This window comes from Enterobacter sp. BNK-8 (genome assembly GCF_048685095.1).
Classification (GTDB): Bacteria; Pseudomonadota; Gammaproteobacteria; order Enterobacterales; family Enterobacteriaceae; genus Enterobacter; species Enterobacter quasiroggenkampii.
The window spans coordinates 409,597-422,691 of the sequence record NZ_JBLQTN010000001.1 but is presented as its reverse complement, the minus strand read 5'-3'; the positions used below and the strand labels follow the sequence as shown (position 1 = coordinate 422,691).

The following is a 13,095-nucleotide window of genomic DNA, read 5'->3' as shown; positions in this document are numbered from 1 at the left end:
ATCCAGCACTGATACGCAAGCCAGCCATTATATCAGCAAATGGATAACCCTGGCGTATGAGTTATAAAAAGCAAATATTGTGATTCCGATCACACTTGTTAATACCTATAATTAGTTGCTAGCAAATTATTAACAAAAACTGACGAGTACACTTTCTATGGCTGAAACAAACTCTAAACAGCCGCGTCTACTGGTGACATTAACAGCCCTATTCGCCGCCTTCTGCGGCCTGTACCTGTTAATCGGTGGCGTCTGGCTGGTCGCGATCGGCGGCTCCTGGTACTACCCGATTGCGGGCCTGGTTATGCTTGGCGTAACCGTCCTGCTCTGGCGTAGAAAACAATCTGCACTGTGGCTGTATGCCGCACTCCTTCTTGCCACCATGATCTGGGGCGTCTGGGAAGTCGGCTTTGACTTCTGGGCGTTGACGCCGCGCAGTGACATCCTGGTCTTCTTCGGTATCTGGCTGATCCTGCCGTTCGTCTGGCGTCGCCTGATCGTGCCGTCCAGCGGTGCCGTTGCGGCGCTGGTGGTAGCGCTGCTGATCAGCGGCGGTATCCTCACCTGGGCTGGCTTTAACGACCCGCAGGAGATCAACGGTACGCTGAACGCAGAATCCACGCCTGCGGCAGCGATCTCACAGGTCGCTGACGGCGACTGGCCTGCCTATGGTCGTAACCAGGAAGGCCAGCGTTACTCTCCGCTGAAGCAGATCAACGCGGACAACGTTAAGAACCTGAAAGAAGCCTGGGTATTCCGTACCGGCGACCTGAAGATGCCGAACGATCCGGGTGAACTGACCAACGAAGTGACGCCAATTAAAGTCGGCGATATGCTTTATCTGTGTACGGCGCACCAGCGTCTGTTCGCGCTCGACGCGGCCACCGGTAAAGAGAAATGGCACTTTGATCCGCAGCTGAACTCCAACCCGTCCTTCCAGCACGTGACCTGCCGTGGCGTCTCTTATCACGAAGCGCGCGCCGATAACGCGAGCCCGGAAGTGGTTGCCGACTGTCCGCGCCGCATCATGCTGCCGGTCAACGATGGTCGTCTGTTCGCCATCAATGCCGAAACGGGCAAGCTGTGTGAAACCTTTGCCAACAAAGGTATCCTGAATCTGCAGACCAATATGCCGGACACCACGCCGGGTCTGTACGAGCCAACCTCGCCGCCAATCATCACCGATAAAACCATCGTGATTGCCGGTTCGGTAACGGATAACTTCTCCACGCGTGAAACCTCCGGCGTTATCCGTGGTTTCGACGTGAATACCGGTAAACTGCTGTGGGCCTTCGACCCGGGCGCGAAAGATCCGAATGCGATCCCGTCGGACGAGCACACCTTTACCTTTAACTCGCCAAACTCCTGGGCACCTGCAGCGTATGACGCGAAGCTGGATCTGGTCTACCTGCCGATGGGCGTTACTACGCCAGATATCTGGGGCGGTAACCGCACGCCGGAGCAGGAACGTTATGCCAGCGCTATCGTGGCATTGAACGCGACCACCGGTAAGCTGGCCTGGAGCTATCAGACCGTTCACCACGATCTGTGGGATATGGATATGCCGTCCCAGCCGACGCTGGCGGACATTACCGTTAACGGCAAAACCGTACCGGTGATTTACGCTCCGGCGAAAACCGGCAACATCTTCGTACTGGATCGCAGCAACGGCAAGCTGGTTGTGCCGGCACCGGAAAAACCGGTTCCGCAGGGTGCGGCGAAAGGTGATTACGTCAGCAAAACCCAGCCGTTCTCCGATCTGAGCTTCCGTCCGAAGAAAGACCTCAGCGGGGCAGACATGTGGGGTGCCACGATGTTTGACCAGCTGGTGTGCCGCGTGATGTTCCATCAGCTGCGCTATGAAGGCATCTTCACGCCGCCTTCTGAGCAGGGCACGCTGGTCTTCCCGGGTAACCTGGGGATGTTCGAGTGGGGCGGGATCTCCGTTGACCCTAACCGTCAGGTCGCTATTGCTAACCCAATGGCGCTACCGTTCGTTTCCCGTCTGATCCCACGTGGTCCGGGCAACCCAATGGAGCAGCCGAAAGACGCGAAAGGCAGCGGTACCGAAGCCGGTATTCAGCCGCAGTATGGCGTACCGTTCGGCGTAACGCTGAACCCGTTCCTGTCGCCGTTTGGTCTGCCGTGTAAACAGCCTGCCTGGGGTTACATCTCCGGTCTGGATCTGAAAACTAACCAGATCGTGTGGAAAAAACGTATTGGTACCCCGCAGGACAGCATGCCTTTCCCGATGCCGGTTCCAGTGCCGTTTAATATGGGTATGCCAATGCTGGGTGGCCCAATCTCCACCGCCGGTAACGTGCTGTTCATCGCGGCAACCGCAGATAACTACCTGCGCGCGTACAACATGACCAACGGTGAGAAACTGTGGCAAGGCCGTCTGCCAGCGGGTGGACAAGCCACGCCGATGACCTATGAAGTGAATGGCAAGCAGTACGTTGTCATCTCTGCGGGCGGTCACGGTTCGTTTGGCACGAAGATGGGCGACTATATCGTCGCGTATGCACTGCCTGACGAAAACAAGTAACTGAAAAGCCCGGTGGCGCTTACGCTTACCGGGCCGTCGGGTACGCTATGCAGGCCGGGTAAGGCGAAGCCGCCACCCGGCTTTTTTATACGGTAAAGCCCAGCATCATCCCCGTATCTTCATGCTCCAGCAGATGGCAGTGCGCCATATAGGCAAACTCCTTCGGCGCATCGTGGTCAAACTTCACCAGCACCTCGCTGACGCCGCCTTCCACCTTCACCGTATCCTTCCAGCCCGCGCGATGCGCGTCCGGCGCTTTGCCGTTCTCAGAAAGAATGCGGAACTGCGTGCCGTGAATATGGAACGGATGCAGCATCATGTCCCCTTCACCTGAAATCACCCAGCGCTCAAGCTGCCCTTTTGTCGCTGCAAACATCGGCGTGTTCATGTCGAACGCTTTACCGTTGATCATATTGGCGTTATGGAAATCAAAGCCATGGTCGCTGTGATTCATGTTACCCATGCCGCCCATTTTGCCGTGGTCCATATTCATGTGGCCCATCATCTGCCCGTGATGCATCCCCGCCATCGCCTTATCACCATATTTCGCCATCAGCGCCTGCATACCCATCATATCGAGCATCGGGTTCATGGAGAGCTGCAGTTTGCGTTGCGTAAGGCCATCAAGCGACGGGAGTGCCGGTAGAGTGGTTAACGTATCAGGCAGCGTGCCGGAAGCGGTCACCTGTAACGGCTGAATACGCAGCACCGGATGCGGCTTGTCAAACGGCGCGACCGCCATCCCCATCTGACTAACCGGCAGGGTCACGAGGTCAAACACCTTGCCGTCGCTGATATCCACCAGCACCTCAAAACGCTCCCCCATCAGCATCGGTAGTTCGTTGACCTTCACCGGCTCAGGCAGCAGCCCGCCGTCGCTGGCGACCACGTACAGCGGACGCTTATCGCTGGTGGCGAAGTTGAGTGAACGCGCGTTACAGCCGTTAAGCAGACGCAGTCGCAGCCAGCCTTTCGGCGCAGCGTGCTGAGGATAAATGGCGCCGTTGGTCAACAGCGTGTCGCCAAACCAGCCTACCGCCGCGCTTATCACGTCCAGCTGGTAGTCAATTTGCCCGTCAGCGGTGAATTTCTTGTCCTGCACAATCACCGGCACATCGTCGATGCCCCACTGTTTCGGCAGGCGTAGCAGGCGACTCTCGTCGTCTTCAATCAGCACCAGTCCCGCCAGCCCCATCGCCACCTGATGGCCCGTTTTGCCATGCTGATGCGGATGGAACCAGCAGGTTGCCGCGCGCTGGTCGGGCGTAAAGGTTACGCTGCGCGAACCGCCTGCTTTGATGATGCCCTGCGGCCCGCCGTCTACCTCGCCCGGCACTTCCAGTCCGTGCCAGTGCACCGTCGTCTCTTCAGCAAGCGTATTGTGGATATCCACCGTCACCGCCTTCCCTTTGCGCAGCTGCAGCGCAGGGCCGAGCAGATTGCCGTTATAGCCCCAGGTTGTCGCGTTGTGCGCACCGAACAGCGTGCTGCCGGACTGAACAACAAGCTTGATACGGCTACGGGCATCCGCGGTCAGCAAATCAGGGATGGGTAAGGCAGGCCTGTCAGCCGCAAAAACCGCGCGGCTCCAGAGAGGCAATGCGCTGGCAGCACCCAGCGCCACGGAATATTTTAAAAAATCACGACGTTGCATGTTCATTTCCTTATTTCCAGCAGGCGATCTTTTGAGCATAAACCCTCCCCTAACCGGAAGGTCAAGTAAAGCGGCAATAATAAAGATCGTCGCACTGGCATCAAGTATGCTAACGTTAATTTTCCGTGAAGAAGTGGTAGAAGCAATGAAGACGTTTTTCAGGACAATTTTGTTCGGTAGCCTGATGGCAATGTGTGCGAACAGCTATGCGCTAAGTGAAAATGAAGCGGAAGATATGGCCGATTTAACGGCGGTTTTTGTATTCCTGAAAAATGATTGTGGCTACCAGAATTTACCCAACGGGCAAATTCGCCGCGCGCTGGTCTTTTTTGCCCAGCAGAACCAGTGGGATCTCAGCAACTACGACAGCTTCGACATGAAGGCGCTCGGCGAAGACAGCTACCGTGACCTAAGCGGTATTGGCATTCCCACCTCTAAAAAATGCAAAGCGCTGGCTCGCGACTCACTTAGCCTGCTCGCCTACGTCAAATAACCTTCCCGACGCCCCCTGTTGAACCTATAGCCGTGCAACCACGGTTATAGTTAGCTATCATGTTTCGCTCATTTTTTGTGAGCGTAACGGATGTTAACAAAGGAGGAGTCCGCGTATGGCCGACCACACGTTGTGGCATGAAACACTGCATGACCAGTTTGGTCAGTACTTTGCCGTTGATAACGTGCTCTATCATGAGAAAACCGATCACCAGGATCTGATCATCTTCGAGAATGCTGCCTTTGGCCGCGTCATGGCCCTGGATGGCGTCGTGCAAACGACCGAGCGAGATGAGTTTATCTATCATGAGATGATGACCCACGTCCCGCTGCTGGCACACGGCCACGCGAAGCATGTCCTGATTATCGGCGGTGGCGACGGCGCAATGCTGCGTGAAGTTTCCCGCCATCGTTCCATTGAAACCATCACCATGGTGGAAATCGATGCGGGCGTCGTCTCTTTCTGCCGCCAGTATCTGCCCAACCACAATGCCGGCAGCTATGATGACCCGCGCTTTAGCCTGGTGATTGACGACGGCGTTAACTTCGTTAACCAGACCTCGCAGACCTTTGACGTGATCATCTCCGACTGCACCGATCCTATCGGTCCTGGCGCATCGCTGTTTACCTCCTCGTTCTACGAAGGCTGCAAGCGCTGTCTGAACCCGGGCGGGATCTTCGTCGCCCAAAATGGCGTCTGCTTCCTGCAGCAGGATGAAGCGCTGGACAGCCACCGTAAGCTGAGCACCTATTTCGATGATGTCAGTTTCTATCAGGCCGCGATTCCAACCTACTACGGCGGGATCATGACCTTTGCCTGGGCGACGGATAACGACGTCTTACGTCATCTCTCCACCGAAATTATTCAGGCCCGCTTCCATCAGGCCGGTCTTCAGTGCCGATACTACAATCCGGCTATTCATACCGCAGCGTTTGCTCTGCCGCAGTACCTGCAAGACGCATTATCCACTAAGGGGGTGAGCTAATTGAAAAAGCTTAAACTGCATGGCTTTAACAACCTGACCAAAAGCCTGAGTTTTTGTATTTACGATATCTGCTATGCCAAAACAGCGGAAGAACGCGATGGTTACATCGCCTATATCGACGAACTCTACAACGCCAACCGTCTGACCGAGATCCTGTCAGAAACCTGTTCCATAATCGGCGCCAACATCCTGAATATCGCCCGACAGGATTATGAACCCCAGGGCGCCAGCGTGACCATCCTGGTCAGCGAAGAGCCGGTCGACCCGAAGCTTATCGACAAAACGGAACATCCGGGCCCGCTGCCGGAAGTGGTGGTTGCCCACCTGGATAAGAGCCATATCTGCGTCCATACCTACCCGGAAAGTCACCCGGAAGGTGGGCTGTGTACGTTCCGCGCCGATATTGAAGTGTCGACCTGCGGCGTGATTTCCCCGCTCAACGCGCTGAACTATCTCATCCACCAGCTTGAATCGGATATCGTCACGATTGATTACCGCGTGCGCGGCTTTACCCGTGACGTCAACGGCATGAAGCACTTCATCGACCACGAGATCAACTCTATTCAGAACTTTATGTCCGAGGACATGAAATCACTGTATGACATGATGGACGTGAACGTGTATCAGGAAAACATCTTCCATACCAAGATGTTACTTAAGGAATTCGACCTTAAGCACTATATGTTCCACACGAAGCCGGAAGATTTGAGCGAAGAAGAGCGTAAGGCGATTACTGACCTGCTCTGGAAAGAGATGCGCGAGATTTACTACGGCCGTAATATTCCGGCCGTGTAAGTGTTGCCCGGAGCAGGGAAGCTTCGGGAAGTTACCGCTGTTTCATGAACTCGCGGTAGGCATTCACCACCTGAAGGAAGTCTTCTACGCCGCACAGCGACAGGCTTTCTTCGTCATAGTAGCTCATCCCCTCTTCCATCTCGTCGCCTGAAAACTCGAGCTGGTTGGCACGCACCATGACCTCTTCACCATCCATCCACAGCGTGTATTCGTGCCCGGCGCGTTGCCAGGAGCGTTCACTGCCTTTCACCGTATTTGCCGCCTGTTCAACCTCATCAAGAAGGGCGAGATTTTCTTTCACCTCTTCGTTAAACCAGTGTCCAACGGCTTCGTGGCCCATCGACATACGCACTTTCACCACTCCGGTGATGTCGCGCAGAAATTCGTAATCCATAGTGTTTTCCTCTGCAAAGCCATTAGGGTAATTATCGCAGCAGAGAGGAAGAAAAAAAGCGTGAGAGGTGGGAGGAATGAAAATAAAAAGGTGAGAGCAAGACCCTGCGGCCTGATGCCCTCACCCCGTCCCTCTCCCGTGGGAGAGGGTGCAAACACTAAAAACCGTCTCGTAGAGACGGTTTTGCTGTTTATACTGCCGTCTGGAAGATAACCCCGTCAGCCTTCTCGGTGTACTGAGAGAGCTGGTCGAAGTTCAGGTAGCGATAGGTATCCACCGCGGTCTTATCCACCTGAGCCACAAAGGTCTGGTACTCTTCCGGCGTTGGCAGTTTGCCAATCAGCGCCGCAACCGCCGCCAGCTCCGCAGAGGCCAGGAAGACGTTCGCACCGGTACCTAAACGGTTCGGGAAGTTACGGGTCGAGGTGGAAACCACAGTCGCGCCGTCGGCGACGCGCGCCTGGTTGCCCATACACAGGGAACAGCCAGGAATTTCAATACGCGCCCCGCTCTTACCAAACACGCTGTAGTAGCCCTCTTCGGTCAACTGAGCCGCGTCCATACGGGTTGGCGGCGCCACCCACAGACGGGTTGGCAGCTGGCCTTTGTGGGTATCCAGCAGCTTGCCAGCCGCACGGAAGTGGCCGATGTTGGTCATGCAGGATCCGATGAACACTTCGTCGATCTTCTCGCCCTGAACTTCGGACAGCGGACGCGCGTCGTCCGGATCGTTCGGTGCACACAGGATTGGCTCTTTGATATCCGCCAGATCGATGTCGATCACCGCCGCGTACTCTGCGTCAGCATCAGCTTCCAGCAGTTGCGGATCGGCCAGCCATTTCTCCATGCCCTGGATACGACGCTCCAGCGTACGACGGTCGCCGTAGCCTTCTGCAATCATCCACTTCAGCAGCACGATGTTAGAGTTCAGATACTCAATAATCGGCTCTTTGTTCAGCTTGATGGTACAGCCCGCAGCTGAACGCTCAGCGGAGGCATCGGTCAGCTCGAACGCCTGCTCAACCTTCAGATCCGGCAGACCTTCGATTTCCAGGATACGGCCAGAGAAGATGTTTTTCTTCCCTTTCTTCTCAACGGTCAGCAGACCCTGTTTAATCGCATACAGCGGGATCGCGTGAACCAGGTCGCGCAGGGTGATACCCGGCTGCATTTTACCTTTGAAGCGCACCAGCACCGATTCCGGCATATCCAGCGGCATCACGCCCGTCGCCGCAGCAAACGCCACCAGACCGGAACCCGCCGGGAAGGAGATACCGATTGGGAAACGGGTATGGGAGTCACCGCCGGTACCCACGGTATCCGGCAGCAGCATGCGGTTCAGCCAGGAGTGAATTACGCCGTCGCCCGGACGCAGGGAAACACCGCCGCGGTTCATGATGAAGTCTGGCAGCGTGTGGTGCGTGGTTACGTCAACCGGCTTCGGATACGCCGCAGTATGGCAGAAGGACTGCATCACCAGATCGGAAGAGAAGCCCAGGCACGCCAGGTCTTTCAGTTCGTCACGGGTCATTGGGCCAGTGGTGTCCTGAGAACCTACGGAGGTCATCTTCGGCTCGCAGTATGCGCCAGGACGAACACCTGCGACGCCGCAGGCGCGACCGACCATTTTCTGCGCCAGAGAGTAACCGCGATTGCTCTCCGCAACGTCTTTCGCGTGACGGAATACATCACTGTGCGGCAGACCCAGCGCTTCACGCGCTTTGGTGGTCAGGCCACGACCGATGATCAGCGGAATACGGCCACCGGCACGCACTTCGTCGATCAGCACGTCGGTTTTCAGCTCAAAGCTCGCCAGCAGTTCGTTAGTTTCGTGGTTACGCACTTCACCTTTGTACGGGTAAACGTCAATCACGTCGCCCATGTTCAGGTTGGAGACGTCCACTTCGATCGGCAGGGCGCCCGCATCTTCCATGGTGTTGAAGAAGATCGGTGCAATTTTACCACCGAGGCACAGGCCGCCGCCGCGTTTGTTTGGCACATGCGGGATGTCGTCACCCATGAACCACAGCACGGAGTTGGTCGCGGATTTACGGGAAGAACCGGTACCCACAACGTCACCCACGTAGGCCAGCGGGAACCCTTTTTTCTGCAGGGCTTCGATCTGTTTGATCGGACCAACGCTGCCAGGCTGATCCGGCTCAATGCCTTCACGGGCGTTTTTCAGCATCGCCAGGGCGTGCAGAGGGATATCCGGGCGAGACCACGCGTCCGGTGCCGGAGAGAGGTCATCGGTGTTGGTTTCACCGGTCACTTTGAAGACGGTAACGGTGATTTTTTCAGCAAGTGCTGGACGATTCAGGAACCATTCGGCATCCGCCCAGGACTGCATCACCTGCTTCGCATAGACGTTGCCTGCTTTGGCTTTTTCTTCCACATCGTAGAAGTTATCGAACATCAACAGCGTAGACGAGAGCGCTTTAGCGGCAATCGGTGCCAGCTTGTCGTTATCAAGCGCGTCAATCAGCGGATGAATGTTGTAACCACCCTGCATGGTGCCGAGCAGTTCAATGGCTTTTTCAGGAGTAACCAGTGGGGAGGTGGCTTCGCCTTTGGCGATAGCAGCAAGGAATCCGGCTTTTACGTAGGCAGCTTCATCTACGCCAGGCGGTACGCGGTTGATCAACAGATCTAACAGGAATTCTTCTTCGCCCTTAGGCGGGTTCTTCAGCAGCTCGACGAGCGCGGCCATTTGGGTTGCATCTAAAGGTTTGGGTACAATTCCCTCGGCGGCACGTTCTGCTACGTGCTTACGGTATTCTTCTAGCACGACGGTTCTCCTCGCTCTCATTGTCATATGCGGCGGGCGTTCTCTTCACGCTCCTGTGAGACAGCAGTTTGTAGGGTAAATGCCCGATACCGCGTCGGGCAGCATAGCAGGATTTCTGCACAGTGTTAATCCGTTTACAAAAAAGCAACATTAAAAAATTTGCTGAATCGTTAAGCATGGTGTAGCGGGGATTTAGGCCACCATTTTGCGGTTTCTTCCGCACCGTGACGCTTCAGTTTTTCCTTCATCAGATATAATTGTGTAATAAATACTCACACTCTTTATCCGGACGTACCGGACGCTTCCCAATAAAAGTCAAAACAGTAAAAGACGGGTGAATAATACTCACGCCAACCGTAGCGCCTCACGGCACAGCGCTTGTCTCGTTGGAGTCATTTTATGAAGTTGCCCTTTAAGCCACATCTGCTCGTCCTTCTGTGCAGTGCCGGGCTGCTTGCCGCCTCAGGCGTCATGTTTGTCAAAAGCCGCGCAACGGAACCCGTTGCGCCCGCCCCCGTCGCTCAACAACCGGCTGCACCCGCTGCACCGGCAGCAGCAACGCCCGCTCCAGTCGTCGCGCCAACCTATACTGCCGCGCAAATCGATCAGTGGGTTGCCCCTATCGCGCTCTACCCGGACGCCCTGCTGTCACAGATCTTGATGGCCTCGACTTACCCGGCCAACGTGATTCAGGCGGCGCAGTGGTCAAAAGACAACCCTAAAATGGAAGGGGACGCCGCCATTCAGGCCGTTGCCAGCCAGCCATGGGATCCGAGCGTAAAATCGCTGGTCGCGTTTCCTCAGCTCATGTCGCTGATGGGTGAAAACCCGCCGTGGGTACAAAATTTGGGCGATGCGTTTCTTGCGCAGCCGAAAGACGTGATGGATTCCGTTCAGCGCCTGCGCGCGCTGGCACAGAAGACAGGCGCGTTACAATCCACGCCTCAGCAGACGGTCACCACCGTGACTAAACCGGCTCCGGCTAAAACCAGCACCACCGAGGCAACGACGACAACCACAACCACGTCTGCGCCCGCGCCAACGGTGATCAAAATTGAATCTGCCGATCCGCAGGTTGTGTACGTCCCCACCTATAACCCCAACACGGTTTATGGGACCTGGCCCAACACTGCCTATCCGCCCACCTATCTCCCGCCTACACCCGGGGAGCAGTTTGGCAACAGCTTCGTCAACGGCTTAGGCTTCAGCCTGGGTGTCGCCACAACCTATGCCATTTTCAGCAACATCGACTGGGATGACGACGATGACTGGGATCATCATCATGACGGTGACTGGGATAATCACGGCGGCTATAACCGCAACGGTGATAACAACATCAATATCAACGTTGAGAACTTCAATAAAATCAGCGGACAGCGTCTGACGGACGCCAACCGTACCTGGCAGCATAACCCGGCCTATCGGGAAGGTGTGCCCTATCCGACTAACCAGCTCAACACCCGTTTCCACTCCACCAGCACGGCTACCGGGCTAAGCTCAACGCAGCAAAAACCGGTTAACCGGGACAGCCAGCGTCAGGCGGCCCTGAGCCAGATGGAGAAATCCACGGGTAAAACCTTCCCGCAAACGGCACGTCCCGGCACGAAAGACGTGCAGCGTCAGGCCTCAAGTGAACAGCTGAAGCAGATTTCCCAGCGCAATAACTACCGTGGCTACGACACCAAACCGCAGACGGCGAAGCGAACCACCACACAGCAGCGAGAAAATCGCCAGACCACCGCGCAGAGACAAGAGAAACGGGTTTCGCAGCCCGCGCAGCAACGCACTCTGCAGCAGCGGAACAGCCAGCCCCGGGCCAATGCGCTGAGCGGCAACGACAGCCGCTCCGCGAACTGGCAGGCGCAGCAGCAGCGTGGTGCGCAAAGCAGACAGCTTGCGGCTCGCCAGCAGCAGCCGCGTCAGGCGTCTGGTGGACGCGCTGAACGCCGTGAAATTCGACATCGCTAAGGGAACCGACATGAAAAGTAAACTACTCAGTGGAATGGTGTTGTTCATGCTTTCGGCCTCGGCGATGGCGCAGCAGTCCTTCAGCACGCCCGATCAGGCGACCGATGCGCTGGCCAACGCCATTGATGAGCATAATGAGCGCGCGATGAGCAACCTGCTTGGAGAGAACTGGCGCGATTTTCTGCCCCCTGAAGGCGTTGATCCGGATGCCGTCGATCGTTTCCTGCGCGACTGGAAAGTCCGTCACAACACCGTTGTCGAAGGGGATACGGCGCATCTTGTTGTCGGCGATAACAGCTGGCAGCTTCCCATCCCGGTGATCAAAACCGCAACTGGTTGGCAATTCGATATCAAAGAAGGGGCGGAAGAGATCCTGACCCGCGAAATCGGGCGTAACGAACTTGCCGCCATTGAAGCCTTACATGCCTATGTTGATGCGCAGCAAAGCTACTTTGCGATGAACCAGAAATACGCGCAGAAGATTGTCAGCTCGAAGGGCAAAAAAGACGGTTTGTACTGGCCCGCCTCTCCCGGCGAAGCGCCCAGTCCGCTCGGACCGGCATTTAGCCCAAAAGAGCCGGGTACCGGCTATCACGGCTATCGCTTTCGGATCCTGCCGGATAAAAACGGTTTCGCGATGGTGGCCTGGCCGGTTAGCTACGGCGAGACGGGCGTGATGAGCTTTGTAATAAATCAGGACGACAAGGTGTACCAGTCCGATCTCGGCAGCGAGTCGGAGCAAAAGGCCCGGGCGCTGGCCTCATACGCGCCTGATAAAACCTGGCAGCCCGTCGAACCCTGAATACCCGCTCTGCCTGTAGACCGGGTAAGGCGAAGCCGCCCCCGGCTTTTTAACTTACAGAATATTGGCGACTGATTTCGCCAACTGAGCTTCCAGAACCGGTTTGGCTTCTTCAAACTTCAGGTTTACTTTGTTAGCATTCGACACCACGCGGGTTTGATACTTCGCACGGTCGCCATGCCGATCAGCCCCGCAGCCAGCCCCACGCGCTGCGCCGGAGGAGTTGCTGTTGTAGGCCGTGATACCGGCACCCAGCGCGGCACCCACAGCGGCACCTTCATAGCCGGTTTTCAGGTAGCCCTGAGATTCACGCAGGTCCATTTTGTCTGCTTTCAGAACGTTAGCCTGCACCCAATAGTATGCGCTGTCAGGAGAGCTGGTGACCTTGTATCCCTTGGCACTCAGATCGTTTGCCAGCAGCGTCTGCAGATTGCTCATGTCTTTATCAGAAGTGTTTTTAACCTGAATGTAGACCGTTTTTTCACTGGATGGCTCAAGCCAGATGGTTTCACTCATCTGCGTTTTTACTTCCAGGTTGCGTTTTTTCACCGCCGTCGTCATCGCACCGCACCCGGTCAGCGTCATCACTGCCGCTAATTAGCCAATCCCCATCACTTTCTTCAAAGACATGTTATTTCCTTTTTGTGTGTAATCAAAAGTCCAGAATC

10 protein-coding genes are annotated in these 13,095 nt (G+C 55.9%); 6 read left to right on the top strand and 4 right to left on the bottom strand.

The genetic code is table 11. From position 1 onward, the window contains the following. Window positions 1-157: 157 nt before the first annotated feature. On the top strand, window positions 158-2,548 hold the full coding sequence (locus tag ACMGGU_RS02000; protein WP_048225662.1) for a glucose/quinate/shikimate family membrane-bound PQQ-dependent dehydrogenase: 2,391 nt from the start codon (window positions 158-160) through the stop codon (window positions 2,546-2,548). Window positions 2,549-2,633: 85 nt separating this feature from the next. Here ACMGGU_RS02000 and cueO read toward each other — a convergent pair whose 3' ends face one another. Next, window positions 2,634-4,202 carry a multicopper oxidase CueO gene (gene cueO / locus ACMGGU_RS01995; RefSeq protein WP_420300211.1) on the bottom strand — a complete coding sequence of 523 codons (1,569 nt, stop codon included), beginning with the start codon at window positions 4,200-4,202 and terminating at the stop codon, window positions 2,634-2,636. Between the two features lie 145 nt (window positions 4,203-4,347). On the opposite strand from cueO, the gene ACMGGU_RS01990 reads away from it, so the two are divergent. From ACMGGU_RS01990 to speD, 3 genes are all read left to right on the top strand, one after another. Continuing rightward, window positions 4,348-4,695 (top strand): YacC family pilotin-like protein, encoded by a 348-nt coding sequence (locus ACMGGU_RS01990; RefSeq protein ID WP_045327862.1) that lies wholly within the window; start codon window positions 4,348-4,350, stop codon window positions 4,693-4,695. A 115-nt stretch (window positions 4,696-4,810) separates the two neighbouring features. Then, on the top strand, window positions 4,811-5,680 hold the full coding sequence (gene speE, locus ACMGGU_RS01985; protein WP_023310424.1) for a polyamine aminopropyltransferase: 870 nt from the start codon (window positions 4,811-4,813) through the stop codon (window positions 5,678-5,680). Further along, a complete protein-coding gene (gene speD, locus ACMGGU_RS01980) occupies window positions 5,681-6,475 on the top strand; it encodes an adenosylmethionine decarboxylase (RefSeq protein ID WP_008501953.1) in 795 nt (264 codons plus the stop codon). 31 nt (window positions 6,476-6,506) lie between these two features. Here speD and yacL read toward each other — a convergent pair whose 3' ends face one another. Then, window positions 6,507-6,869, bottom strand: a complete 363-nt coding sequence (gene yacL, locus ACMGGU_RS01975; protein ID WP_045907811.1) for a protein YacL — start codon at window positions 6,867-6,869, stop codon at window positions 6,507-6,509. Between the two features lie 190 nt (window positions 6,870-7,059). Continuing rightward, window positions 7,060-9,657, bottom strand: a complete 2,598-nt coding sequence (gene acnB / locus ACMGGU_RS01970) for a bifunctional aconitate hydratase 2/2-methylisocitrate dehydratase (protein ID WP_032645211.1) — start codon at window positions 9,655-9,657, stop codon at window positions 7,060-7,062. 399 nt (window positions 9,658-10,056) lie between these two features. Here acnB and ACMGGU_RS01965 point away from each other — a divergent pair, with 399 nt between their 5' ends. Next, window positions 10,057-11,625, top strand: coding sequence for a DUF3300 domain-containing protein (locus tag ACMGGU_RS01965; protein WP_248222884.1), 1,569 nt, complete (start codon window positions 10,057-10,059; stop codon window positions 11,623-11,625). A 10-nt stretch (window positions 11,626-11,635) separates the two neighbouring features. Then, the gene (locus ACMGGU_RS01960; RefSeq protein ID WP_262796739.1) at window positions 11,636-12,427 is read left to right on the top strand and encodes a DUF2950 domain-containing protein; all 792 of its coding nucleotides are present in this window, start codon (window positions 11,636-11,638) and stop codon (window positions 12,425-12,427) included. A 54-nt stretch (window positions 12,428-12,481) separates the two neighbouring features. Here the strand turns inward: ACMGGU_RS01960 and traT are convergent, their stop codons facing one another. Continuing rightward, complete coding sequence (gene traT, locus ACMGGU_RS01955; RefSeq protein WP_262796740.1) at window positions 12,482-13,012, bottom strand: complement resistance protein TraT; 531 nt, start codon at window positions 13,010-13,012, stop codon at window positions 12,482-12,484. Window positions 13,013-13,095: the final 83 nt, after the last annotated feature.

Bases quoted from the DNA above. Each gene is read 5' to 3' on its own strand.
- ACMGGU_RS02000 (WP_048225662.1), top strand. From the start codon at position 158: ATGGCTGAAACAAACTCTAAACAGCCGCGTCTACTGGTGACATTAACA.
- cueO (WP_420300211.1), bottom strand. From the start codon at position 4,202: ATGCAACGTCGTGATTTTTTAAAATATTCCGTGGCGCTGGGTGCTGCC.
- ACMGGU_RS01990 (WP_045327862.1), top strand. From the start codon at position 4,348: ATGAAGACGTTTTTCAGGACAATTTTGTTCGGTAGCCTGATGGCAATG.
- speE (WP_023310424.1), top strand. From the start codon at position 4,811: ATGGCCGACCACACGTTGTGGCATGAAACACTGCATGACCAGTTTGGT.
- yacL (WP_045907811.1), bottom strand. From the start codon at position 6,869: ATGGATTACGAATTTCTGCGCGACATCACCGGAGTGGTGAAAGTGCGT.
- ACMGGU_RS01965 (WP_248222884.1), top strand. From the start codon at position 10,057: ATGAAGTTGCCCTTTAAGCCACATCTGCTCGTCCTTCTGTGCAGTGCC.
- ACMGGU_RS01960 (WP_262796739.1), top strand. From the start codon at position 11,636: ATGAAAAGTAAACTACTCAGTGGAATGGTGTTGTTCATGCTTTCGGCC.
- traT (WP_262796740.1), bottom strand. From the start codon at position 13,012: ATGACGCTGACCGGGTGCGGTGCGATGACGACGGCGGTGAAAAAACGC.